20 protein-coding genes and 2 tRNA genes are annotated in these 23,783 nt (G+C 61.0%); 13 read left to right on the top strand and 9 right to left on the bottom strand.

Annotated features, from left to right (window positions below; genetic code table 11):
• Positions 1–10 precede the first annotated feature (10 nt).
• The 12 genes from tpiA (at position 11) to QCL51_RS21525 (ending at position 10,958) form a co-directional block, all read left to right on the top strand.
• Positions 11–766, top strand: coding sequence for a triose-phosphate isomerase (tpiA, locus tag QCL51_RS21580; protein ID WP_021784327.1), 756 nt, complete (start codon positions 11–13; stop codon positions 764–766).
• 4 nt (positions 767–770) lie between these two features.
• A complete protein-coding gene (gene secG / locus QCL51_RS21575) occupies positions 771–1,169 on the top strand; it encodes a preprotein translocase subunit SecG (RefSeq protein WP_020193781.1) in 399 nt (132 codons plus the stop codon).
• A 21-nt stretch (positions 1,170–1,190) separates the two neighbouring features.
• A tRNA-Leu gene (locus QCL51_RS21570) sits at positions 1,191–1,276 on the top strand.
• Between the two features lie 100 nt (positions 1,277–1,376).
• Positions 1,377–1,453, top strand: a tRNA-Met gene (locus QCL51_RS21565).
• Between the two features lie 129 nt (positions 1,454–1,582).
• Positions 1,583–2,041 carry a ribosome maturation factor RimP gene (rimP, locus tag QCL51_RS21560; protein ID WP_003249960.1) on the top strand — a complete coding sequence of 153 codons (459 nt, stop codon included), beginning with the start codon at positions 1,583–1,585 and terminating at the stop codon, positions 2,039–2,041.
• 59 nt (positions 2,042–2,100) lie between these two features.
• A complete protein-coding gene (gene nusA, locus QCL51_RS21555; RefSeq protein ID WP_003249963.1) occupies positions 2,101–3,582 on the top strand; it encodes a transcription termination factor NusA in 1,482 nt (493 codons plus the stop codon).
• Between the two features lie 27 nt (positions 3,583–3,609).
• A complete protein-coding gene (infB, locus tag QCL51_RS21550; RefSeq protein ID WP_021784326.1) occupies positions 3,610–6,138 on the top strand; it encodes a translation initiation factor IF-2 in 2,529 nt (842 codons plus the stop codon).
• 116 nt (positions 6,139–6,254) lie between these two features.
• Positions 6,255–6,653 carry a 30S ribosome-binding factor RbfA gene (rbfA, locus tag QCL51_RS21545; RefSeq protein WP_003249967.1) on the top strand — a complete coding sequence of 133 codons (399 nt, stop codon included), beginning with the start codon at positions 6,255–6,257 and terminating at the stop codon, positions 6,651–6,653.
• Positions 6,654–6,656: 3 nt separating this feature from the next.
• Entirely contained in the window at positions 6,657–7,574 is a 918-nt protein-coding gene (gene truB / locus QCL51_RS21540) for a tRNA pseudouridine(55) synthase TruB (protein WP_003249968.1), read from the top strand.
• Between the two features lie 147 nt (positions 7,575–7,721).
• On the top strand, positions 7,722–7,991 hold the full coding sequence (rpsO, locus tag QCL51_RS21535; protein WP_003249971.1) for a 30S ribosomal protein S15: 270 nt from the start codon (positions 7,722–7,724) through the stop codon (positions 7,989–7,991).
• Positions 7,992–8,241: 250 nt separating this feature from the next.
• Positions 8,242–10,347, top strand: a complete 2,106-nt coding sequence (gene pnp, locus QCL51_RS21530; RefSeq protein WP_004575780.1) for a polyribonucleotide nucleotidyltransferase — start codon at positions 8,242–8,244, stop codon at positions 10,345–10,347.
• A gap of 260 nt (positions 10,348–10,607) precedes the next feature.
• Positions 10,608–10,958, top strand: a complete 351-nt coding sequence (locus tag QCL51_RS21525; protein WP_021784324.1) for a BON domain-containing protein — start codon at positions 10,608–10,610, stop codon at positions 10,956–10,958.
• Positions 10,959–11,033: 75 nt separating this feature from the next.
• Here the strand turns inward: QCL51_RS21525 and QCL51_RS21520 are convergent, their stop codons facing one another.
• On the bottom strand, positions 11,034–11,336 hold the full coding sequence (locus tag QCL51_RS21520; protein WP_021784323.1) for a putative quinol monooxygenase: 303 nt from the start codon (positions 11,334–11,336) through the stop codon (positions 11,034–11,036).
• Positions 11,337–11,396: 60 nt separating this feature from the next.
• Here QCL51_RS21520 and QCL51_RS21515 point away from each other — a divergent pair, with 60 nt between their 5' ends.
• Positions 11,397–11,810: a VOC family protein gene (locus QCL51_RS21515; protein WP_010955354.1), complete on the top strand. Its 414-nt coding sequence runs from the start codon at positions 11,397–11,399 to the stop codon at positions 11,808–11,810.
• Positions 11,811–11,931: 121 nt separating this feature from the next.
• Here the strand turns inward: QCL51_RS21515 and QCL51_RS21510 are convergent, their stop codons facing one another.
• The 8 genes from QCL51_RS21510 to QCL51_RS21475 all read right to left on the bottom strand — a co-directional run bounded on the left by QCL51_RS21510 (position 11,932) and on the right by QCL51_RS21475 (position 23,642).
• On the bottom strand, positions 11,932–14,868 hold the full coding sequence (locus QCL51_RS21510; protein WP_338444207.1) for a DUF748 domain-containing protein: 2,937 nt from the start codon (positions 14,866–14,868) through the stop codon (positions 11,932–11,934).
• 78 nt (positions 14,869–14,946) lie between these two features.
• On the bottom strand, positions 14,947–15,816 hold the full coding sequence (locus QCL51_RS21505; RefSeq protein WP_021784321.1) for an oxygenase MpaB family protein: 870 nt from the start codon (positions 15,814–15,816) through the stop codon (positions 14,947–14,949).
• 42 nt (positions 15,817–15,858) lie between these two features.
• Positions 15,859–17,793 carry an acetate--CoA ligase gene (gene acs, locus QCL51_RS21500; RefSeq protein ID WP_021784320.1) on the bottom strand — a complete coding sequence of 645 codons (1,935 nt, stop codon included), beginning with the start codon at positions 17,791–17,793 and terminating at the stop codon, positions 15,859–15,861.
• A gap of 198 nt (positions 17,794–17,991) precedes the next feature.
• The gene (pgi, locus tag QCL51_RS21495; protein ID WP_021784791.1) at positions 17,992–19,656 is read right to left on the bottom strand and encodes a glucose-6-phosphate isomerase; all 1,665 of its coding nucleotides are present in this window, start codon (positions 19,654–19,656) and stop codon (positions 17,992–17,994) included.
• A gap of 204 nt (positions 19,657–19,860) precedes the next feature.
• The gene (gene panC / locus QCL51_RS21490) at positions 19,861–20,724 is read right to left on the bottom strand and encodes a pantoate--beta-alanine ligase (protein WP_021784790.1); all 864 of its coding nucleotides are present in this window, start codon (positions 20,722–20,724) and stop codon (positions 19,861–19,863) included.
• Positions 20,721–21,521 carry a 3-methyl-2-oxobutanoate hydroxymethyltransferase gene (gene panB / locus QCL51_RS21485; protein ID WP_021784789.1) on the bottom strand — a complete coding sequence of 267 codons (801 nt, stop codon included), beginning with the start codon at positions 21,519–21,521 and terminating at the stop codon, positions 20,721–20,723. Before panB ends, panC begins: the two co-directional genes overlap by 4 nt.
• Positions 21,522–21,783: 262 nt before the next feature.
• Positions 21,784–22,263: a 2-amino-4-hydroxy-6-hydroxymethyldihydropteridine diphosphokinase gene (gene folK, locus QCL51_RS21480; RefSeq protein WP_104887044.1), complete on the bottom strand. Its 480-nt coding sequence runs from the start codon at positions 22,261–22,263 to the stop codon at positions 21,784–21,786.
• Positions 22,260–23,642, bottom strand: a complete 1,383-nt coding sequence (locus QCL51_RS21475; protein ID WP_021784787.1) for a polynucleotide adenylyltransferase PcnB — start codon at positions 23,640–23,642, stop codon at positions 22,260–22,262. The genes folK and QCL51_RS21475 overlap by 4 nt, the downstream gene beginning before the upstream one ends.
• Between the last annotated feature and the right edge of the window lie 141 nt (positions 23,643–23,783).

The following is a 23,783-nucleotide window of genomic DNA, read 5'->3' as shown; positions in this document are numbered from 1 at the left end:
GAGGTAAAGCATGCGTCGCCCTATGGTAGCTGGTAACTGGAAGATGCACGGTACCCGCGCTAGCGTCGCTGAGCTGACCAAAGGCTTGAGCAATCTCGCCTTGCCGAGCGGAGTGGAAGTCGCCGTATTTCCACCGTCCTTGTTCATCAATCAAGTGATCGATGGGCTGGCAGGTAAAGAAATTACTGTCGGCGCACAGAATTCTGCTGTACAACCCGAACAGGGTGCGCTGACCGGGGAAGTTGCTCCCGAGCAGCTGGTTGAAGCAGGTTGCAAGTTGGTGTTGATTGGTCATTCGGAGCGTCGCCAGATCATTGGTGAAACCGACGAAGTGCTCAATCGCAAGTTTGCAGCGGCCCAGGCCAAAGGCTTGAAACCAGTGCTTTGCATAGGGGAAACCCTTGAAGAGCGCGAAGCTGGCAAAACGCTCGAAGTTGTCGGGCGTCAACTAAGCAGTATCATCGAAGCATTCGGTGTTAAGGCTTTTGCCGATGCAGTAATTGCCTATGAGCCTGTATGGGCCATCGGTACAGGCCTTACGGCCACGCCGCAGCAGGCTCAGGATGTGCACGCAGCCATCCGCAGCCAGTTGGCGGCAGAAGATGCTGAAGTGGCTGCGAAGGTGCAGTTGCTATACGGCGGCAGCGTGAAGGCGGCCAATGCGGCCGAACTGTTCGGCATGCCGGATATCGATGGGGGGCTCATTGGTGGGGCTTCCCTGAACGCAGACGAATTCGGTGCAATTTGTCGCGCCGCAGGAAACTGAACAAATGCTGGAAACAGTCATCGTTGTTTTTCATCTGTTGGCAGCGCTGTCGCTTGTAGTGCTGGTTCTGTTGCAACAGGGTAAAGGTGCTGAAGCAGGTGCATCTTTCGGCGCGGGTGCCTCAAACACCGTGTTCGGGAGCCAAGGCTCTGCAACGTTCCTAAGTAAATTAACTGCTATACTCGCTGCCACTTTCTTTTTGACAGCACTTGGGTTAGGATACTTCGCGAAGCAACAAGCTCACCAGCTTAGCCAAGCAGGTCTTCCAGATCCAGCAGTGCTAGAAGTGAAAGAGCCGCAGAAACCGGCAGTTAATGATGATGTACCGGTGCTCCAACAGCAGAAGAGCGAAACCACCAATAATACGGGTGATGTACCTCCTCCGGCTCAAGAGCAGAAGTAACGGGTTTCAAGTAGTAGTATTGCCGAGGTGGTGGAATTGGTAGACACGCAACCTTGAGGTGGTTGTGCCCATAGGGTGTAGGGGTTCGAGTCCCCTTCTCGGTACCAATTAAAGCTTGAGAGCCCGCTTTAGCGGGCTTTCTTGTAGGTGAATGTTTGGATTTGACCCTCAACAGGGTTCGGTCTTATACTTTTGCCCCAGCTTTGTCGCGGGGTGGAGCAGCTTGGTAGCTCGTCGGGCTCATAACCCGAAGGTCGTTGGTTCAAATCCAGCCCCCGCAACCAGCTTCAGCGGAGCCCCTTTTCAGGGGCTTTTTGCTAACCGAACAGTTTCGGCGTCGTTGTCCTACGGCGCTTTCAGGGATGGGCGCTTCGCCCATTTTTTATTTGCACAGCATGCACGAGGGGGTTCAGGTGTCGAGCAAGCTAGAACAGTTGCAGGCCTTGTTGGCCCCGGTTGTCGAGGGTCTGGGCTATCAGTGCTGGGGGATCGAATACGTTTCCCAGGGTAAGCATTCGGTACTGCGCATCTACATCGACAAGGAAGGCGGTATTCTGGTGGACGACTGCGAAGCAGTCAGCCGTCAGGCCAGCGCAATCCTCGATGTGGAAGATCCAATCAGCAGTGAGTACACCCTCGAGGTGTCTTCTCCAGGCATGGATCGCCCACTGTTCACGCTGGAACAGTTTGCCTCGCATGCCGGCGAACAAGTGAAGATCAAGCTGCGCTCACCCTTCGAGGGTCGTCGTAACTTCCAGGGCCTTCTCCGCGGTGTGGAGGAGCAGGATGTGGTGGTCCAGGTGGACAACCAGGAGTTCCTGTTACCGATCGACTCGATCGACAAGGCCAATATTATTCCCAGTTTTGACTGAGACGTGCCGGGCCCGGCGGACTATCCGGGCCCAATGGCTTGCGCAAGGCGAGGCGTACGATGAGCAAAGAAGTACTGCTGGTTGTTGAATCGGTATCCAACGAAAAAGGTGTACCGCCCGGCGTCATTTTCGAAGCGCTGGAAGTGGCCCTGGCCACTGCAACCAAAAAACGTTTTGAAGACGAAGTCGACCTACGTGTGGAAATCAACCGCCACACGGGTAGCTACGAGACTTTCCGTCGCTGGACCGTGGTCGACGAAGCCGATCTTGATGATCCGGCGATCGAGACCTGGCTGGACAAGATCAAGGACACCCACCCTGAAGCCAAGGTCGGTGACGTGATCGAAGAGAAGATCGAGTCCATCGAGTTCGGTCGTATTGCCGCCCAGACCGCCAAGCAGGTCATCGTGCAGAAGGTCCGTGAGGCCGAGCGTGCCCAGGTGGTCGATGCCTACCGTGAGCGCGTTGGCGAGATCATCTCCGGTACCGTAAAAAAGGTTACCCGCGACAACGTCATCGTTGACCTGGGCAACAACGCAGAGGCCTTGCTGGCCCGCGAAGACATCATTCCGCGCGAAACCTTCCGTGTTGGCGTGCGCCTGCGTGCGCTGCTCAAGGAAATTCGCACTGAAAACCGTGGCCCACAGCTGATCCTGTCGCGCACTGCGCCGCAGATGCTGATCGAGCTTTTCCGCATTGAAGTGCCGGAAATTGCCGAGGGCCTCATTGAAGTCATGGCTGCTTCCCGTGATCCGGGTTCGCGAGCCAAGATTGCCGTCCGCTCCAAGGACAAGCGTATCGATCCGCAAGGTGCCTGCATCGGCATGCGTGGTTCGCGCGTCCAGGCCGTATCCGGGGAGTTGGGTGGTGAGCGTGTGGATATCGTCCTTTGGGACGATAACCCGGCGCAGTTCGTCATCAACGCCATGTCGCCGGCTGAAGTCGCGGCGATCATCGTTGATGAAGATGCCCATGCCATGGACATCGCCGTCGCCGAGGACAACCTGGCCCAGGCCATTGGCCGTGGCGGTCAGAACGTTCGCCTGGCCAGTCAGTTGACCGGCTGGACCCTGAACGTGATGACCGAAAAGGACATCCAGGCCAAGCAACAGGCCGAAACCGGTGACATCCTGCGCAATTTCATCGAGGAACTGGAAGTCGACGAGGAGCTGGCCCAAGTGCTGGTCGACGAAGGCTTCACCAGCCTTGAAGAAATTGCCTACGTACCGTTGGAAGAAATGCTCAACATCGATGGCTTTGACGAAGATATCGTCAATGAGCTCCGCGCTCGAGCCAAGGACCGTTTGTTGACCAAGGCCATCGCTACCGAAGAAAAACTGGCAGACGCCCACCCGGCCGAAGACCTGCTCTCCCTTGAGGGCATGGACAAAGACCTGGCGGCTGAACTGGCGGTGCGCGGCGTGGTTAACCGCGAAGACCTGGCCGAGCAGTCGATCGACGATCTGCTCGACATCGACGGCATCGACGAAGAGCGTGCCGGCAAGTTGATCATGGCCGCCCGAGCCCACTGGTTCGAGTAATTAGGCGCGGCCTGAGGAGAGAAGTGCATGACGCAAGTCACGGTGAAAGAACTGGCCCAAGAGGTCGAGGCACCGGTAGAGCGCCTGCTGCAGCAGATGCGTGAGGCAGGTCTGCCGCACACCGACGCCGGTCAGGTAGTGACCGACAATGAGAAGCAGACCCTGCTGACTCATTTGAAAAGCAGCCACAAGAGCAAGGCGGAAGAGCCGCGCAAGATTACCTTGCAGCGCAAAACCACCAGCACCCTGCGTGTCGCCGGTAGCAAAAGCATCAGCGTAGAAGTACGCAAGAAGAAAGTTTTCGTTCAGCGCAGCCCTGAAGAAATCCAGGCTGAGCAGAAGCGTGAGCAAGATGAGCGCCGCGCGGCTGAAAATGCCGCTCGCGACAAGGTCGAGGCCGAAGTTCGCCAGCGCAACGAAGAGCAGGCTCGCCGTCAGGCGGCCGGCTCCGCAGCCGCCGCTCCTGCACCTGCCGCCAAGCCAGAGCCGGCGCCTGCCGCTGCTCCGGCCCCGGTAGTCGCAGACGCCCCGGCCTCTGAAGACGCCGCAGCCCGTGCTGCAGAGCGCAAGAAAGACGAGACCCGTCGCAACGAAAGCCGTACCCGTGATGACGACCGTCGTCGTGGCGAAGCACCTCGTGTGTCGATCAAGGTCAAGGTCAAGGAGAAGGAAAAAGCGCCGACTCCACGTGCGGCTCCGCGCACTACCGACGAAGAGAGCGATGGCGCTCGTCGTGGCCGCGGTGGCAAGAGCAAGCTGAAAAAGCGTAATCAGCACGGCTTCCAGAACCCGACCGGCCCCGTCATCCGTGACGTGACCATCGGCGAGACCATCACGGTCTCCGAGCTGGCTAACCAGATGTCCGTCAAGGGCGCTGAAGTGGTCAAGTTCATGTTCAAGATGGGGACCCCGGTCACCATCAACCAGGTGCTCGACCAGGAAACCGCTCAGCTGATCGCAGAAGAGCTGGGCCACAAGGTCACGCTGGTCAGCGATACCGCCCTGGAAGACTCCCTGGCCGAATCGCTGAAGTTCGAAGGCCAGACCGAGTCGCGTGCGCCGGTGGTTACCGTCATGGGTCACGTTGACCATGGTAAGACCTCGCTGCTCGACTACATCCGTCGTGCCAAGGTTGCCGCTGGCGAAGCCGGTGGTATTACCCAGCACATCGGTGCCTACCACGTGGAAACCGACCGCGGCATGGTCACCTTCCTCGATACCCCAGGTCACGCTGCGTTTACCCAGATGCGTGCCCGTGGTGCCAAGGCGACCGACATCGTCATCCTGGTGGTGGCGGCGGACGACGGTGTGATGCCACAAACCCGCGAAGCCGTTCAGCATGCCAAGGCAGCCGGTGTTCCGCTGGTCGTTGCGGTGAACAAGATCGACAAGCCAGGTGCTGACCTCGATCGCATCCGTAACGAGCTGTCCGTCGAAGGCGTTACCTCCGAGGACTGGGGTGGTGACACGCCGTTCGTCAAGGTTTCGGCGAAGATGGGTACCGGTGTCGACGAACTGCTCGAAGCCGTTCTGCTGCAGGCCGAGATCCTCGAGCTGACCGCTACCCCGACCGCCCCAGGTCGTGGCGTGGTCGTCGAATCGCGCCTGGACAAGGGCCGCGGCCCGGTGGCGACCATCCTGGTTCAGGACGGTACCCTGCGTCAGGGCGACATGGTCCTGTGCGGTTCCAACTATGGCCGCGTACGCGCCATGCTCGACGAGAACGGCAAGCCTGTGAAGGAAGCCGGCCCGTCGATCCCGGTCGAAATCCTCGGCCTGGACGGTACTCCGGAAGCCGGTGACGAGCTGTCCGTGGTTGCCGACGAGAAGAAAGCCCGTGAAGTTGCCCTGTTCCGTCAAGGCAAGTATCGCGAGGTCAAGCTGGCCCGTGCTCACGCCGGCAAGCTGGAAAACATCTTCGAGACCATGGGTCAGGAAGAGAAGAAAACCCTCAACATCGTTCTCAAGACCGATGTGCGTGGTTCTCTGGAAGCGCTGCAGGGTTCGCTCGGCGGCCTGGGCAACGACGAAGTGCAAGTGCGCGTGATTGGTGGTGGCGTCGGTGGTATCACCGAGAGCGATGCCAACCTGGCGCTGGCTTCGAATGCAGTACTGTTCGGCTTCAACGTGCGTGCCGATGCCGGTGCGCGCAAGATCGTCGAGCAGGAAGGTCTGGATATGCGTTACTACAACGTGATCTACGACATCATCGAAGACGTCAAGAAGGCCCTGACCGGTATGCTCGGCAGCGATGTTCGCGAGAACATCCTGGGTGTCGCCGAAGTACGTGACGTGTTCCGTTCGCCGAAGTTCGGCGCCATCGCTGGCTGTATGGTCATCGAGGGTACCGTGTACCGCAACCGTCCGATTCGCGTACTGCGTGATGACGTTGTGATCTTCGAAGGCGAGCTGGAATCGCTGCGTCGCTTCAAGGACGATGCCTCCGAAGTCCGTTCGGGCATGGAGTGCGGTATTGGCGTCAAGAGCTACAACGACGTCAAGGTCGGCGACAAGATCGAAGTCTTCGAGAAAGTCCAGGTGGCTCGTACCCTTTAAGGGCGAGCGAGCCGCAAGCGCCTGCTACAGGGCGGCTTGCGGTACCTCTTCAGGTAGCGCCCGGTCAGGCATTCGTCTGTCCGGGCGTTTGCCGCTTTAAGTTACAGGTAGCAAGAATGGCCAAAGAATATAGCCGTACCCAACGTATTGGCGATCAGATGCAGCGCGAGCTGGCCGAGCTGATCCGTCGCGAAGTCAAGGACCCGCGTGTCGGTCTGGTGACTATCACCGCCGTGGACGTGAGCCGTGACCTGGGCCATGCCAAGGTGTTCATCACCGTCATGGGCGAGGAAACCCCGGATGCCGTGCAGCAATCGCTCAAGGCATTGAATAGCGCCGCCAGCTTCCTGCGTCTGCACCTGGGGCGTTCGATGCAACTGCGCAGCGTGCCGCAGCTGCACTTCCATTTCGATGAAAGTGTCAGCCGTGGTGTGCACCTGTCGGCGCTGATCGAGCGTGCAGTGGCCGAAGACCGCCTGCACAAGGATGCCGACGAGTCGGACACCAAGGAGTAAGCGGTGGCCCAGGTCAAACGTATCCGCCGCAATGTCAGCGGCATCATCCTGCTCGACAAGCCGCTGGGCTTCACGTCCAATGCCGCCTTGCAGAAAGTGCGTTGGCTGCTCAACGCGGAAAAGGCCGGCCACACCGGTAGCCTCGACCCGCTGGCAACCGGCGTGTTGCCGCTGTGCTTCGGTGAAGCGACCAAGTTTTCGCAGTACTTGCTGGATTCCGACAAGGGCTACGAAACCGTCATGCAGATGGGGCAGACTACCAACACCGGCGATGCCGAAGGTGAGGTGCTGCAGACCCGCGACGTGACCGTTGGTCGCGCCGACATCGAGGCGCTGCTGCCACGTTTTCGCGGCCCGATCAGCCAGATACCGCCTATGTACTCGGCGCTCAAGCGTGACGGCCAGCCGTTGTACAAACTGGCACGTGCAGGAGAGGTAGTGGAGCGCGAGGCGCGTTCTGTTACTATTAACCGCTTGGAGTTGCTCGAGTGCGAAGGCACCCGTGCACGGCTGAGCGTAGGATGCAGCAAAGGCACCTATATCCGCACGCTGGTGGAGGATATCGGTGAAGCCCTTGGTTGCGGCGCCTATGTCGCCGAGCTGCGCAGGACCCAGGCTGGGCCCTTTGCGCTGGCACAGACGGTCACCCTCGAGGAACTCGAACAGGCCCATGCCGAAGGTGGCAACGAAGCGCTCGACCGCTTCCTGATGCCATCGGACAGCGGGCTGCAGGACTGGCCGTTGGTCAGCCTGTCGGAACACAGTGCGTTCTACTGGCTGCATGGGCAGGCTGTACGCGCGCCGGACGCGCCACAATTTGGCATGGTCCGGGTACAGGATCACAATGCGCGCTTCATCGGTATCGGTGAAGTGAGCGAAGACGGGCGCATTGCGCCGCGTCGGCTGATTCGGTCGGAATGACCGAAACCGCGGGGCCAGGCAGTTGCCGAGCCCCACGGCATCAAGGGTGGCTGTCAGTAGGCACGGTCACACCTTTTTTATTAATACAGGGATTTGTCCCTGGCCTATTGGACCCCGCATGCGGGATCCGTTATCAGGAGAAGCCAAATGGCCCTCAGCGTTGAAGAAAAAGCTCAGATCGTTGCCGAATATCAGCAAGCCGCCGGCGATACCGGTAGCCCGGAAGTGCAGGTTGCTCTGCTGACCGCCAACATCAACAAGCTGCAAGGCCACTTCAAGGCCAACGATAAAGACCACCACTCCCGTCGTGGTCTGATCCGTATGGTCAACCAGCGTCGTAAGCTGCTGGATTACCTGAAGGGCAAAGACACCACTCGTTACAGCGCCCTGATCGGTCGCCTGGGCCTGCGTCGCTAATAGCGGCCTGGTCAGTGGTGTGCGTGGGGTGTCGCAGGCTTCGGCAGGGCTGTTTTGCAGCGCTGCCGTTGGACATGCCACGCGTATCTCCGAGGTTGGCAGCCTGGCAATGCTGAGCGGTTTTTCCGCTTGGTGCCAGGCTCCCAGCCTCGTGTTGTATCTGGACGGTCAATGGGGCCGATTCCCCGTTCTGCCCAAGAATTCGCAAGAAACCAGTTCCCCCAAGAGCCACTGAAAAAGGTAGGAAACCGTGAACCCGGTAATCAAGACTTTCCAGTTCGGTCAATCGACCGTCACTCTCGAAACGGGCCGTATTGCCCGTCAGGCAACCGGCGCCGTGCTGGTTACCGTCGACAACGACGTCACCGTGCTGGTGACTGTGGTAGGCGCCAAACAGGCTGATCCAGGCAAGGGTTTCTTCCCGCTGTCGGTTCACTACCAGGAAAAGACCTACGCCGCTGGCAAGATCCCAGGTGGCTTCTTCAAGCGTGAAGGCCGTCCTTCCGAGAAAGAGACGCTGACCTCGCGCCTGATCGACCGTCCGATCCGTCCGCTGTTCCCGGAAGGCTTCATGAACGAAGTGCAGGTCGTCTGCACCGTGGTTTCCACCAGCAAGAAGACCGATCCGGACATCGCTGCGATGATCGGTACCTCGGCTGCCCTGGCCATTTCCGGTATTCCGTTCGAAGGCCCGATCGGCGCTGCCCGCGTTGCCTTCCACGAAAGCACTGGCTACCTGCTGAACCCGACCTACGAGCAACTGGCTGCCTCGAGCCTGGACATGGTCGTTGCCGGTACCTCCGATGCTGTACTGATGGTTGAGTCGGAAGCTCAAGAGCTGACCGAAGACCAGATGCTGGGTGCCGTACTGTTCGCCCACGACGAGTTCCAGGCTGTTATCCAGGCTGTCAAAGAGCTGGCTGCCGAAGCTGGCAAGCCGACTTGGGACTGGAAACCTGCCGTTGCCAACACCGAGCTGTTCAATGCTATCCGCGCCGAGTTCGGCGAAGCGGTTTCGCAGGGCTACACCATCACCGTCAAAGCCGACCGCTATGCGCGTCTGGGTGAGCTGCGCGACCAGGCGGTTGCCAAGTTCTCCGGTGAAGAAGGCCAGCCTTCGGCTTCCGAAGTCAAAGACATCTTCGGCGAAATCGAATACCGCACCGTTCGCGAAAACATCGTCAACGGCAAGCCACGTATCGACGGCCGCGACACCAAGACTGTACGCCCGCTGAACATCGAAGTAGGTGTGCTGCCGAAAACTCACGGTTCTGCACTGTTCACCCGTGGCGAAACCCAGGCCCTGGTCGTTGCGACCCTGGGTACTGCCCGTGATGCCCAGCTGCTGGACACCCTCGAAGGCGAGAAGAAAGACCCCTTCATGCTGCACTACAACTTCCCACCGTTCTCGGTAGGTGAGTGTGGCCGCATGGGCGGTGCTGGCCGTCGCGAAATCGGCCACGGCCGTCTGGCCCGCCGTTCGGTTCAGGCCATGCTGCCTGCTGCTGACGTGTTCCCGTACACCATCCGTGTGGTTTCGGAAATCACCGAATCCAACGGCTCCAGCTCCATGGCTTCGGTCTGCGGTGCTTCCCTGGCCCTGATGGACGCCGGTGTGCCGATGAAGGCGCCGGTTGCCGGTATCGCCATGGGCCTGGTCAAGGAAGGCGACAAGTTCGCGGTCCTGACTGACATCCTGGGTGACGAAGACCACCTGGGCGACATGGACTTCAAGGTAGCCGGTACCGCCAAAGGCGTCACTGCGCTGCAGATGGACATCAAGATCAACGGCATCACCGAAGAGATCATGGAAATCGCCCTGGGCCAGGCCCTGGAAGCGCGCCTGAACATCCTCGGCCAGATGAACCAGGTCATTGGCCAGTCGCGTACCGAACTGTCGGCCAACGCCCCGACCATGATCGCGATGAAGATCGACACCGACAAGATCCGCGACGTCATCGGTAAAGGCGGCGCCACCATTCGCGCCATCTGCGAAGAGACCAAGGCTTCGATCGACATCGAAGACGACGGCTCCATCAAGATCTTCGGCGAAACCAAGGAAGCGGCAGATGCTGCCAAGCAGCGCATCCTGGGCATCACCGCTGAGGCCGAGATCGGCAAGATCTACGTCGGCAAGGTTGAGCGCATTGTCGACTTCGGCGCCTTCGTCAACATCCTGCCTGGCAAGGACGGCCTGGTGCACATCTCCATGCTGAGCGATGCTCGCGTCGAGAAAGTCACCGACATCCTGAAAGAAGGCCAGGAAGTCGAAGTGTTGGTACTGGACGTGGACAACCGCGGCCGTATCAAGCTGTCGATCAAAGACGTTGCTGCGGCCAAGGCCTCGGGCGTCTAAGCGACACACGCTACAGAGAAAGGGCCCCTCGGGGCCCTTTTTTCATGGGCGACGGGAACCTTTTGCGGACTTGCATCTTGCATGCAGGTTTACCGCGCTGATTGCAAAATGCACGACCATCGAAGTGATGGCTGTTTGCTAACTTATTGATTTAAAAGAGAATAATAGAAGCGGCAAAGCTGGCACAGCCCGTGCAACTACCTTCATACCTGCCGCCAGGACATACGGCGCAGACCTTTCGAAAAACAGGAGTGACCCACATGAAGAAGTTCGCCATTGCTGCCGCTACTGCTACCGCTCTGACCCTGACCATGGCTAACGGTGCATTTGCCGCTGAGCCAACCCAGGCTCCAGTCATGTTGGCGGCCAACACCGTCGACAACGCCAAGCAAGAAGGCTCCGACACTTGGATCACTACCAAGGTGAAAGCTGACCTGCTGACTGAAAAAGGCATCCCAGGCAGCGACATCAAAGTCGAGACCAGCCAAGGTGTTGTGTCCCTGTCTTCTGATGTGAAGGTTACCGAATCGCAGAAAGAAGAAGCGGTACGCATCACCAAGAACATCAAAGGCGTCAAGAGCGTAATGTCTGACGGCCTGAAAGCCGAATAAGGAATGTCCCGTCGGCCAAATGGATTTGGCCACTTTCATCAAAGCCCTGGCCCGTGCCAGGGCTTTGTCTTGCGCTCAATACGCCGGGTTGCGTGTGATGACATCGCTTTCGAAGCATTCCTGCTCAAGGATCAGAGGCTCTACCAATGGGCGGCTGTCGCGAAAATGCGCGGTCTGGGTATGTGCTTCATACGCAGCATCATCGCGGTAGATTTCGTACAGGTAGATCACCTCCGGATCGACTCGGTCCTGTGACACATCGAACACCAGGCAGCCTGGCTCACTCGCCACGGAAGCTGCAGCATTGACCTTGATTGCACTCAGAAAAGCGTCGGCGCATCCAGGCTTCACTCGGGTCTTGATGAACAGGCTATACACAAATGGCTCCTTTTGTTTTAAATTCAATAATGAATTGTATACAAAAATGGAGCTTCGCCAATGTCCGAATTGCCTGCACGCCCTGGCCGCCTGAATGGCCTGCGCCACATCGCCCTGCTGGTGCCCAACCTGGAGGAATGTGAACGCTTCTACGTCGATGTGCTGGGCATGGAAGTGCTGAATCGCGCCAATGAGGACCTGGTGTATCTCACCTGCGGTAACGACAACCTGTCGCTTGGGCGTGGGGCAGGGGCGGCCAACGGGTTACAGACCCTGGATCACTACGGATTCATCGTCGACAGCGTGGAGGAGCTGGAAGCCTGGTACCAGTACTTCAAGGCTCATGGTGTGACCTTGCTCGACCGGCCGTTCAATCATGGTGACGGCGCGCGTAGCTTCCACCTGCTGGACCCGGCTGGGAACAAGGTTCAACCGCTGTATCACCCGGCGGTGTCGGGGCAGCGGTTGGTTTGAAGCCCGTACTGGCCTCTTCGCGGGCACGCCCGCTCCCACAGGTATTGCGCAGGTCCGAGGTTGTGCGCCATCTCTGTGGGAGCGGGCGTGCCCGCGAAGAGGCCAGGCCTGCCAGAGGGGATTACTCGGCATCCAGGTGCATCGGCGTAATCACTCGCCCATCGTCCTCAGGCTGGCCCAGGCTGGTATCGATGAAGTACACCCGGTCATCTTCCAGCTTGCCCTTGTCCACCAGGTAATCCTTGATGCTGCTGGCCCGCTCCTGGCCCAGTGTACGCAGCAAGGCGCTACTCTCAGCCCATGACTTGATCACCGCCTCGCGCAGCTTGGCGGTACGCTCGTCACGGCTCAGTTGCTCCCATTCTGCGGGGGGCTGCTTTTTCAGGCGGCTGCGGTAAATGCCTTCGAGCATCGCGGGCTTGTCGCTGTCGTCGACCACCAGCATCGAGGCATTGGCCGGCACCTTGTCACCCCGTCGCTGCAGGATTTTGTACCAGGTGGCCTGGTACTCACGCTCCAGACGCTGTTGGGCGATCAGCGGGCCGTCGCTGGCCTGGGCGCTGGTGCCTTCGATTTCCAGGCGCAGTCCCGGGCGCTCTTTCAGTGCGGATGCCAGCTTGTCCAGGGACGCCTGGGCATCGCCGCTGAGTTCGCTGGAGCCCGGGGCGAACGCCACGTTGCCAAGGTCTTCCGAGCCGCCGCCGCTGATCAGCCCGCCAATGAATTTGAATGGCGCCTGCGCCGCGCGCAGTACCAGGTTGCGTAGGGTTTGCCAAACGATCGGCATCACGCTGAATTGCGGGTTGTTGAGGTCGCCAGACACCGGCAGCTCGATCGAGATCTTGCCCTCGGTATCCTTCAGCAGTGCTACCGCCAGGCGGATAGGCAGGTCGACCGCATCCGGGCTGTCGACTTTCTCGCCCAGCTGCAGTTGTTCCACTACCACCTTGTTCTCGGCCTTGAGCTGGCCGTTGGTGATCAAGTAGTGCAGGTCCAGGTTCAGCCGGCCCTTGCGGATTCGGAAACCGGCGAACTTGCCGGAGTAGGGCGTCAACGTGGTCAGTTCGACGCGCTTGAAGCTGGTGGCAATGTCCAGGCTGGCCAGTGGGTTGAACGGGTTGAGTGCGCCCTTGATGGTAACCGGAGCGTAGCGGTCTACCTTGCCCTTGACGTCGACCTTGGCCGGCAGCGGCTTGCGGTTGTCGATGGTGCCGATCTGGCCGTTGAGTTGCTGGATGGCCGTGGCGAAGTTGGGGGTAAGCGACAGGTCGGCAAAGTTGGCCGAGCCGTCCTTGATGTCGATCTGGCCGATATGGATGCCGAGCGGCTTGCTGTTGCTGGCCGTGGTCGGCTTGGCCTGGCTGCTCGTCGGGGCGCCGGCCGGTTGCGGGATCAGCAGGTCATTGACGTTGGTAGTACGGTCTTCGTTGATGATGAAGCGTGCATAGGGCTGCAGCAGGGTCACCTTGTCGATCGACAGTGCATCGCCGTGCACGTAGGACAAGCCGTCCACGTTCACCTGTTGCCATTTGACGAAGTCGCGGCTCTTGATGGTGTCGAGGGTATGCAACTGGCTGACCTGCGCCTTGCCGGTAACATTGAAGGCCAGCGGTGCGGTGTTCTTCAGGTCGACCTTGAGGTCGCTGGAGAGCATGCCACTGCGCAGCTCCAGCAGGATGAACGGGCTGATGTAGGCCTGGGCCACACGCAGGTCGATGTCGCGGGTGCTCACATCCAGCTTTGCCCATATCGGTGCCAGGTTGACTTGGCCTGCGGCCTGCAGCTTGCCTTGCTTGCCCACACCAGTGTCGAGTTTGACGGTGAAGGGCGACTGGTTGAGGCTGTCGAAACCTTGCAGGTCGGCATTGAGAGGGCCAATGTCCAACGCTACCGGCTCCTTCTGGCTGCGATCTGCCAGGTGCACCAGGTAATTGCGCAACTGCACGTCCTTGAGCAGCACTTGCCAGGGTTTGCTTGGCTCCTTGGCAGCTTTCTCTTCAGGCGTAGGTTCTGCGGCAGCTGGCTCGGCCTTTTCCTTCGGCGTGGCCTTGGCGGGTTGGCTGGCGAACAGCTTCTGCCAGTCGAGCTGGCCGTCTTTTTCCAGCGCCGCCCAGGTTTCGAGTTTTTCGCTACGGACCTTGCCCACGATGACCTGCTGTTTGACCAGATCAATGGAAGTTTCGCTAACCGCCAGGCTGGCCAGGCGTGCCAGCGGTCGGCCATCCGGCGCCTTGATGGCGAATGGCGCGATCTGTACGGAAGCGTTATCCAGCAGCAGCTCGGTCTGTTTGGCGAGGTTGAGCGTGTAATGCGTATCGAGGTTGAACACGCCGTCTTCCAGCACCAGAGGCACGGCATCGCGCACGTAGGGCCAGAACAGCTTCATCTTGCCGTCAGTGACCTTCAGTGTGCCTTCGGAGGCGATCGGCGACAGGCTCAGTGTACCCTTCCAGTCCACGCGTCCGCCGTTGGGGCCGCTGGCCACCAAGGTCATGTCGGCGCTGTCGTTGGGCAGGGTGCTGAGGTTTTTCAGCTCCAGACTCATGTTGTCGTAGAGGAACTCGATCGGCTCGCTGGGGCGCAGGTCCTCGAAGTGCAGGTAGCCTTCGACGAGCTTGATGCTGCCAATACGTAGCGGGAACGGGTCGCTGGGTGGCTCTTCGGGTTTGGCTTCGCTGGCCGGTAGTTTGAACAATCCGGTCAGGTTGAGGGTGCCGTCTTTGGCGAACAGCACTTCGTTGCGCGGTTTGTCGAGTTCCACTGCTTCCAGATGCAGGGCTTTGGTCCACAGGCTGTCGAGCGAGGCGTTAGCGTAAAGACGCTCGAAACCGACCTGCTCCTTGCCCGGCTCGCCGATCTGCAGGCCCCACAGCGTCAGCTCGAGGCTGAAGGGGTTGAGTTCGATCCGCTCGAGGTGGGCCGGCACGGTGGCGTATTGGGCCAACTGCTGGTTGGCGATGCGCAGTGCAACACCGGGAAGAATGAGAAAGCCGAGCAGGCTATACAGGGCTACCAGGGCCACGATTGCGCCAGCGGCGCGAGTCAATCCTTTGTACATGTGTCGCTTCGTCTGTCTAAGCCGGAGTGCTTGGAGTATGGCACGTTAAATCAGTTCCGCAGGGGCGACCTTTTGCGCTCAATCAATGCCCATGCGTCGTTTGGCCCGGTGTGCCGAGCCGTCGCGCATTGCCCAGCGCAGAACCGGCGCGGTGCCGCGCAGGCCCAGGCGGATCAGGCGCTGCTGCAGGGGCCCGTGCTGCAGCCCGAGCATGGCCTGGGCCCAGCCGGGCAGTAAGTCGATACCCGCGTGCAGCATCAGTTTGCCAACCGGCTGTGCCAGGCGGCTGGGGGCCGGGGCGTCGAGCAGGATCTGTATGACCTCATGGCTGCGCGCATCACAGTGCAGCTGCGGGCGCATGTGTTGCAGATAGTCTTCAACTTGCTGGCACGAGCGCGGTACGTCACGGGCACCAAGGCGCTCGGCGATCAGGGCGATTTCGTTGTAATAGGCATTTTGCTCGGCGCGTGGCAGGTGTGGGTTGCGGTAACGTAGGTGGGCGGCGAGGAAACTGCTGACCTCCGCTACGTGCACCCAGGTCAACAGATCCGGGTCGCTGGCCGCATAGGGGCGGCCATCTGGTGCCGTGCCGGTGACCTGCAGGTGAATGGTGCGCACTTTGTCGATCAGCCACTCGGCATCGCCGGTGGCGCCGAAGGTGGTGCCGGAAATGAACTGGCTGGTGCGGCGCAAGCGGCCGAGCAGGTCTTCACGAAAATTGGAGTGGTCCCATACACCGGCCAGGGCCAGAGGATGCAACAACTGCAGCATTAGCGCGCTGATGCCACCGACCAGCATGCTAGGGAAGTCGCCATGTACCCGCCAGCTGATGCTGTGTGGGCCGAACAGGCCGGGGTCGCCCTTGGGCGACTCCAGGTCGAGCTGGCCGAGGGCCAGCCCAGTGAGGCTCATGACCTGGGTTTCGATGCGGCGACGAAGGGCTTCCATGGCGACCTGTTGTGCAGGGCGGCCATGGTTGGCGGCCGCCGGTTACTGGTTGAGGCGTTTGTCGATCAGGCCCTGTACCACGCTTGGGTCGGCCAGGGTCGAGGTATCGCCCAGGTTTTCCAGCTCGTTGCAGGCGATTTTGCGCAGTATACGCCGCATGATCTTGCCTGAGCGCGTCTTGGGTAGCGCTGGCGCCCACTGAATCAGCTCAGGCTTGGCGAAACTGCCGATTTCCTTACTGACCAGGGCAAACAGCTCGGCCTTGAGTGCGTCATCCGGCGACACGCCATTCATGGTCGTGACGAAGGCGTAGACGCCCTGGCCCTTGAGGTCGTGGGGGTAGCCGACCACTGCGGCTTCCGCCACGCTGTCATGCAGCACCAGTGCGCTTTCTACTTCCGCGGTGCCGATGCGGTGCCCGGAAACGTTGATCACATCGTCGATGCGCCCGGTGATCCAGTAGTCGCCATCGGCGTCGCGGCGGGCACCGTCGCCGGTGAAGTAGTAGCCAGGCAAAGGCTTGAAGTAGGTGTCGACCATCCGCTGGTGGTCGCCGTAGACACTGCGGATCTGCCCGGGCCAGCTGGCCTTGATTGCCAGCAGGCCGGCGCCGGGGCCTTCGATCAGTTTGCCTTTTTCATCCAGTAGCACGGGTTGCACGCCGAACATTGGCTGGGTGGCGCAGCCGGGTTTGAGCGACTGCGTGCCGGGCAGTGGGGTGAGCATGATGCCGCCGGTTTCGGTCTGCCACCAGGTATCCACAATCGGGCAGCGCTTCTGCCCGACCTCCTCGAAATACCATTCCCAGGCTTCCGGGTTGATCGGCTCACCGACGCTGCCCAGCAGGCGCAGGCTTTTGCGCGAGGTGCTCTGCAGTGGCGCGGAGCCCTCGCGCATCAGGGCGCGCAGGGCGGTCGGGGCGGTGTAGAAGATGTTCACCTGGTGCTTGTCCACCACCTGCCAGAAGCGCGAGGTGTCCGGGTAGTTGGGCACGCCTTCGAACATCAGCGAGATTGCGCCATTGGCCAGCGGGCCGTAGACGATGTAGCTGTGGCCGGTCACCCAGCCGACATCGGCGGTGCACCAGAACACTTCGCCGTCACGATAATCGAACACCACCTTGAAGGTCATCGTTGCCTGCAGCAGGTAGCCGGCGGTGGTATGCAGCACCCCTTTGGGTTTGCCGGTACTGCCGGAGGTGTAGAGGATGAACAGCGGGTCTTCGGCTTCCATCGGCTCAGGAGGGCAGTCGTCGCCGGCGGCCTCCGTCGCTTCGTGGTACCAGAGGTCGCGGCCCTCGGCCCAGGCCACATCGCCGCCAGTGCGGCGCACCACCAATACACTACTGACCGCTGGGCAGTTGGCCAGGGCCTTGTCGACATTCTGTTTCAGCGGGATGCGCTTACCGCCACGCACACCTTCATCGGCAGTGATCACGGTGCGGCAGTCGGCATCGAGAATTCGGTCACGCAGGGCATCGGGGGAGAAACCGCCGAACACCACCGAGTGGATGGCGCCGATGCGGGTGCAGGCAAGCATGGCGAAGGCGGCCTCGGGGATCATTGGCATGTAGATGCACACCCGATCGCCTTTCTTCACACCACGCGCTTTCATTGCATTGGCCAGGCGGCAGACCTGACGGTGCAGTTCGCGGTAGGTGATGGCCTTGGAGTCCTTGGGGTCGTCGCCCTCCCACAGCAAGGCCGGTTGCTCGCCGCGCTGGGCCAGATGGCGGTCGATGCAGTTGTAGCTGACATTGAGTTGCGCACCGTCGAACCAGCGGGCCTTGCCGGTATGCAGGTCGCATTGCTGCACGCTCGACCAGGGCTTGATCCAGTCCAGACGTTTGGCTTGTTCGGCCCAGAAGGTGTCTGGGTCTTCGACCGACTGGCGGTAGAGGCGGCGGTAGTCTTCGGGGGTGAGGGCGGCGGACTGGCTGACAGCCAGGGCCTGGGGGTATTTGCGGATATCGAACATGGCGGGTGGTCCTGCTCTTGTAAGGGGCGATGGACTGCAACGGCTATTCGATAAGACAGTGTAGCTGGGAGCGGTGTTCAACCTGGGCAGGCCTCTTCGCGGGCTTGGCCGCTCCCATAGGTACTGCACAGTCGTCGAGGGCTGTGTTGTACCTGTGGGAGCGGGCAAGCCCGCGAAGAGGCCGGCGAAGGTATCAAATCACCCGCGGTGACGGCCGCGGAAGTAGTTGATCAGGCCCTGGGTAGAACCGTCTTCGGCGCTGTCTTCCAGGCTGCCGACCAAGCGCTGGTAAACGCCCTTGCCCAGTTCCTTGCCCAGCTCGACGCCCCACTGGTCGAAGGCGTTGATACCCCAGATAACGCTCTGGACGAACACCTTGTGCTCGTACATGGCCACCAGCGCGCCCAGGCGGCGCGGGCTGATGCGCTCGACCACCAACGTGTTGCTCGGGCGGTTACCCGGGATCACCTTGTGCGGGGCCAGCTTTTCGATGTCCGCTTCGTTGAGGCCTTTGCCGCGCAATTCGGCTTCGGCTTCCTCGCGGGTTTTGCCCAGCATCAGCGCCTGGCTCTGCGACAGGCAGTTGGCGTACAGCCACTGGTGGTGGTCGGCCACTGGGTTGAAGCTCACCACCGGCACGATGAAGTCGGCCGGAATCAGCTGGGTGCCCTGGTGCAGCAACTGGTGGTAGGCGTGCTGGCCGTTGCAACCCACGCCGCCCCAGATTACCGGCCCGGTGTCGGTCTTCACCGGGGTACCGTCTTGCAGCACGCTCTTGCCGTTGGATTCCATGTCCAACTGCTGCAGGTGCTTGGTGATGTTGCGCAGGTAGTGGTCGTACGGCAGGATCGCGTGGCTGTTCGCGTCCCAGAAGTTGCCATACCACACGCCCAGCAGAGCCAGTAGCACCGGCATGTTCTTGTCGAACGGTGCGGTCTGGAAGTGCTGGTCCATGGTGTAGGCACCGGACAGCAGTTCCTTGAAGTTGGCAGTGCCGATGGCCAGGGCGATCGGCAGGCCGATGGCCGACCACAGCGAGTAGCGCCCGCCCACCCAGTCCCACATCGGGAAGATGTTTTCTTCGCGGATACCGAACGCTACAGCAGCGGCCTTGTTGCTGGAAACTGCAATGAAGTGGCGGTACAGCTCGGCTTCCGAGCCGCCTTGGGCCAGGTACCAGGTCCGCGCGGCCATGGCGTTTTTCAGCGTCTCGAGCGTATTGAACGACTTCGACGAGACGATGAACAAGGTGGTTTCGGCGCGCAGGTTGGCCGACAGTTCGTGGAACTCACTGCCGTCGATGTTGGCCAGGTAATGGCAGCGTACGCCGCGCTGGGCGTAGGGTAGCAGCGCTTCGGAAACCAGCTCGGGGCCAAGGAAGGAACCGCCAATACCAATGTTGACCACGTCGGTGATTGGCTTTTCGCTGTAGCCGCGCCACAGGCCATCGTGAATGCGGCCGACCAGTTCGGTAATCTGGTTGAGCACCTTGTGCACTTCCGGCATGACGTTCACGCCGTTGACACTGAGTTTGTCACCTACAGGCCGGCGCAAGGCGGTGTGCAGCACCGGGCGGCCTTCGGAGGCATTGATGATCTCACCACCGAACATCGACTTGATGGCGTCCTGCAGGCCCACTTCATTGGCCAGGTTGACCAGCAGATCGCGGCTTTGCTCGGTGATCAGGTTTTTCGAGTAGTCGAGGAACAGGCCGCAAGCGCTGAGGGAAAACTGGTCGAAGCGCTTGGCATCGGCGGCGAAGGCTTCGCGCATGCTGAAGCTTTGCATGGCGTCGCGGTGTTTCTGAAGCGCCTGCCAGGCGGGCAGGGCCGTCACATCGTGGGGTGTACGGTAATACGCCATTGCGCGGGGGTCCCTTGGTGCGTGGTGAGGGCTTGGACACGGCAGTCATTGCCGGGTTCAGGCTGGCATCATTATAGGCAAAGGCCACGCGCTGGGAATGGGTATGGCAGGGGGATTTTGGGGGACTTTGTAAGCAAATCCGCTCCTGCAAGTGAATATAGGAGCGGGCTTGCCTGCGAATGGGCTGCAGGCAGCCCAAGGCCATTATGCGGTCTTCTCTTCCACATGCAGGTAGAGGTTGTCGATCAACCGCGTGTTACCCAGGTAAGCCGCCGCAATCACCACCAGGTCTCGATCATCGATCACTGCCGGGCGCAGGCTTACGGCATGGCGTACTTCCAGGTAATCCGGGCGGAAACCCGCTGCGCTCAGTTGTGCCTGGCCTTCAGCGACCAGCGCGGCAAAATCCCGCTGGCCACGGCCGATGCCCACTGCGATGTGTTGCAGCGTGCGGTACAGCGCTGGCGCAGCAGCACGCTGCTCTGGCGTGAGGTAACCATTGCGCGATGACAGCGCAAGGCCATCCTCGGCACGCACAGTGGGTTCGCCGATGATCTGGATCGGCATGTTCAGGTCGCGCACCATGGCGCGGATCACCGCCAGCTGCTGATAGTCCTTTTCGCCGAACACGGCGAGGTCTGGCTGGACCATGTTGAACAGCTTGTTCACTACGGTGGCCACACCCTCGAAGTGCCCAGGCCGGCTGGCGCCGCACAGGCCTTCGGAAAGCTGGGGCACGCTGACACGGGTTTGCACGCTCATGCCGTCGGGGTACATCTCTTCCACGGTGGGCGCGAACAGCAGGTTGCAGCCGGCCTGCACCAGGCGCTCCTGGTCGGCTGCCAGGGTGCGTGGGTATTTGTCGAGGTCTTCGTTGGCGCCAAATTGCAGCGGGTTGACGAAGATGCTGGCGACCACGAAATCGGCGCGCTGCGCCGCCTTGGATACCAAGGCTGCGTGGCCACTGTGCAGGTTGCCCATGGTCGGCACGAAACCGATGCGTTTGCCTTCACCGCGAGCGCGGGCCACTGCCGCGCGCAGTTCGCGGACGGTCTTGACTGTATTCATGCACTGAACCCGTGTTCGCTGCCTGGGAAACTGACTTGCTTGACTGCCTCGACGTAAGCGACGAGGGCACTGTGGATATCCGGTTGGCCCTGCATGAAGTTCTTCACGAACTTCGGTACCCGGCCGCTCAGCGACAGGCCGAGCATGTCGTGCAGTACCAGCACCTGGCCATCGGTGGCGTTGCCGGCGCCAATGCCGATTACCGGGATGCCTACGGCGTTGGTGATTTCCGCCGCCAGTTCGCTGGGGACGCATTCGAGCAGCAGCATGGCCGCACCGGCCTGTTCCAGGGCAATGGCGTCGGCGCGCATCTGCCGGGCCTGGGCTTCCTGGCGGCCCTGCACTTTGTAGCCGCCCAGCACGTTGACGGTTTGCGGGGTCAGGCCCATGTGCGCGCACACTGGCACACCACGTTCGGCCAGCAAGCGGATGGTTTCGGCCAGCCAGGCTGCGCCTTCGATCTTGACCATGTGGGCGCCGGCCTGCATCAGTGTGGCGCTGTTGGCAAAGGCCTGCTCCGGCGTGGCGTGGGCCATGAACGGCAGGTCGGTGAGGATCAGCGCGCCGTCGTTGCCGCGTTTGACGCTGGCGGTGTGGTAGGCCATTTCCGCCGTGGTGACCGGCAAGGTGCTGTCGTGGCCCTGCAGGACCATCCCCAGTGAGTCGCCCACCAGCAACACTTCAACGCCGGCCTGGCTGGCAGCCTTGGCGAAGGTCGCGTCGTAGCAGGTCAGCATGGTGATTTTTTCACCCTTGGCCTTGAGGCCGTTAAGGGTGGTAAGGGTTACTTCAGGCATGTAGGAAATTCCTCGTTCAGGCGCTGTAAAAAACGACTGCATTCAACGCGTGTAGTCATCTTCCGGAGCGGCACATCATCGCGCGTGATGTTCGGGCACAGGTCCGTCCGGGCCTAAATACGGGTATGCGGCACTTTGGTGCCACACGGGACGCCTATAGTCGTGAGCGAGGTGTGGGAAGTCAATCACCCTGTTACCGCATTGTTACGATCAGGGTGTTACTGGCGTTACCGAGGTGGCAATGCAGGCTGGAACGCCCGGTTTACAGGCGTTCCAGGCCGACGAACGGGCATTCGTCGAGCAGTTGCGCGAGGGCGCGGCCATCGGCCAGGCGGAAATCGCCCGGTACCAGTTCGGCCAACGGATACAGCACGAAGGGGCGGGCATGCATGTGGTAATGCGGCACTTTCAGGCGTGGCTGGTCGAGCACCTGGTCACCGAACAGCAGGATGTCCAAATCCAGCGTGCGCGGGCCCCAGCGCTCTTTGCGCACGCGGCCCTGGTCGTTTTCGATGGCCTGCAGCGCATCGAGCAATGCCAGTGGTGCCAGGGCGGTGTCCAAGGCGGCGACAGCATTGGTGTAGCGCGGTTGGCCGGGCAGCAGCGAATCGCTGGTATACAGGGCCGAGGCGGCTACCAGGCGCGTGGCTTCGACCTGGTCCAGCGCCTGAAAGGCGCTACGCAGCTGCTCGGCAGGTGCGTCCAGGTTGCTGCCCAGACCTACGTAGGCGCGAATGGTCACTCGAACGCCTCGTCGCCACTGCGCTTGCGTTTGCTGCCGCTGCGCTTGCGCTTGCGCGGGCCGGCGCTTTCGTCGCGGCTGCCAAGCTCACGGATCATCTCGCGGCGCTCGCTGTCGTTTGCGTCCTGGTAATCGGTCCACCACTGGCCCAGGTCGTCGGTTTCTTCCCCGGCGCTTTCACGCAGCAGCAGGAAGTCGTAACCGGCGCGGAAACGCGGGTTGTCCAGCAGCATGTCGGCGCGTTTGCCGCTGCGGCGCGGCAGGCGCTCCTGCATGTCCCAGATTTCGCGGATCGGCAGGGTGAAACGCTTGGGGATGGCAATGCGCGCGCACTGCTCGGCGATCAGGTCGTGGGCCGCACCGTTCATGGCCGGGATCGGCGGTACGCCCTGGTTCTGCAGGTGCAGCACACGGGCCGGCAGAGCTGGCCAGAGCAGAGCCGCAAACAGGAAGGCTGGCGTCACCGGCTTGCCCTGCTTCACGCGCAGGTCGGTGTTGTTCAGCGCCTGGCTGATCAGCGTGTGGGTGTAGGTCGGCCGCTCGTCCAGCGCGTGGGCACTGGCCGGGAACAGCGGTTCGAACAACTCCAGATCGACCAGCATTTCGAAGGCCATGGCACCTTGGCCGCTGAGGAACAGCTTGAGGCATTCCTCGAACAGGCGTGCGGGTGGAATCTCGCGCAGCATCGGGGCCAGACCGCGGATCGGCAGGAAGGTGTGCTTTTCGATGCCAAAGTCGAGCTTGGCAGCAAAACGCACCGCGCGCAGCATGCGCACCGGGTCTTCCTGGTAGCGGTGGGTCGGGTCCCCGATCAGCCGCAGCAGGCGATTGCGCACGTCGTGCACACCGTTGGCGTAATCGAGAATGCGTTCGCTGACCGGATCGTAGTACAGGGCGTTGATGGTGAAGTCGCGGCGTTGCGCGTCCTCTTCCAGGGTGCCGTACACGTTGTCTCGCAGAATGCGACCACTGGCGTTATGCGACGAACGGTGGGCATCGCCCTGATCGCCCTCGGAGTGGTGGGCGCGGAAGGTGGCGACTTCAATGATCTCACGGCCGAAATGCACATGGACCAATTTGAAGCGGCGACCAATGATGCGGGCGTTGCGGAACTCGGCACGGACCTGTTCGGGGGTGGCGCTGGTGGCCACGTCGAAGTCCTTCGGCGTAATGCCCAGCATCAGGTCGCGGACACAGCCACCGACCAGGTAAGCCTGGTAGCCGGCGCTTTGCAGGCGCTCCACGATGTTGACCGCATGACGGCTGAACTGGTGGCGCTGCAGCGAATGCTGGCTCTTGTTGATCACCTCGGGCGTGGTGCGCCTGTGGTGCGGGCCCGGTACGGGCGGGCGGAAAGACTGGAACAGCTTCTTCAGCATGGGATGCACTGTGTGAAGGAATGTTCGGCCAAGAATAGGAGAATGGCCGCATGATGGGCGGGGATTCTAGCATTTACTCGGGGAATGGTGTAGGCGGGTAGCAGGATGCCTGCCAGAAGGGTAGAAATGACAAGGGGAGCC

This window comes from Pseudomonas sp. LTR0, from assembly GCF_036630035.1.
Classification (GTDB): Bacteria; Pseudomonadota; Gammaproteobacteria; order Pseudomonadales; family Pseudomonadaceae; genus Aquipseudomonas; species Aquipseudomonas putida_Y.
This window is presented reverse-complemented; position numbering and strand designations above follow the sequence as displayed.

What these genes read in the sequence shown, in the direction of transcription:
- tpiA (WP_021784327.1), top strand. Translation starts at nt 11, where the DNA reads ATGCGTCGCCCTATGGTAGCTGGTAACTGGAAGATGCACGGTACCCGC.
- secG (WP_020193781.1), top strand. Translation starts at nt 771, where the DNA reads ATGCTGGAAACAGTCATCGTTGTTTTTCATCTGTTGGCAGCGCTGTCG.
- nusA (WP_003249963.1), top strand. Translation starts at nt 2,101, where the DNA reads ATGAGCAAAGAAGTACTGCTGGTTGTTGAATCGGTATCCAACGAAAAA.
- infB (WP_021784326.1), top strand. Translation starts at nt 3,610, where the DNA reads ATGACGCAAGTCACGGTGAAAGAACTGGCCCAAGAGGTCGAGGCACCG.
- rbfA (WP_003249967.1), top strand. Translation starts at nt 6,255, where the DNA reads ATGGCCAAAGAATATAGCCGTACCCAACGTATTGGCGATCAGATGCAG.
- rpsO (WP_003249971.1), top strand. Translation starts at nt 7,722, where the DNA reads ATGGCCCTCAGCGTTGAAGAAAAAGCTCAGATCGTTGCCGAATATCAG.
- QCL51_RS21525 (WP_021784324.1), top strand. Translation starts at nt 10,608, where the DNA reads ATGAAGAAGTTCGCCATTGCTGCCGCTACTGCTACCGCTCTGACCCTG.
- QCL51_RS21515 (WP_010955354.1), top strand. Translation starts at nt 11,397, where the DNA reads ATGTCCGAATTGCCTGCACGCCCTGGCCGCCTGAATGGCCTGCGCCAC.
- QCL51_RS21510 (WP_338444207.1), bottom strand. Translation starts at nt 14,868, where the DNA reads ATGTACAAAGGATTGACTCGCGCCGCTGGCGCAATCGTGGCCCTGGTA.
- QCL51_RS21505 (WP_021784321.1), bottom strand. Translation starts at nt 15,816, where the DNA reads ATGGAAGCCCTTCGTCGCCGCATCGAAACCCAGGTCATGAGCCTCACT.
- acs (WP_021784320.1), bottom strand. Translation starts at nt 17,793, where the DNA reads ATGTTCGATATCCGCAAATACCCCCAGGCCCTGGCTGTCAGCCAGTCC.
- pgi (WP_021784791.1), bottom strand. Translation starts at nt 19,656, where the DNA reads ATGGCGTATTACCGTACACCCCACGATGTGACGGCCCTGCCCGCCTGG.
- panC (WP_021784790.1), bottom strand. Translation starts at nt 20,724, where the DNA reads ATGAATACAGTCAAGACCGTCCGCGAACTGCGCGCGGCAGTGGCCCGC.
- panB (WP_021784789.1), bottom strand. Translation starts at nt 21,521, where the DNA reads ATGCCTGAAGTAACCCTTACCACCCTTAACGGCCTCAAGGCCAAGGGT.
- QCL51_RS21475 (WP_021784787.1), bottom strand. Translation starts at nt 23,642, where the DNA reads ATGCTGAAGAAGCTGTTCCAGTCTTTCCGCCCGCCCGTACCGGGCCCG.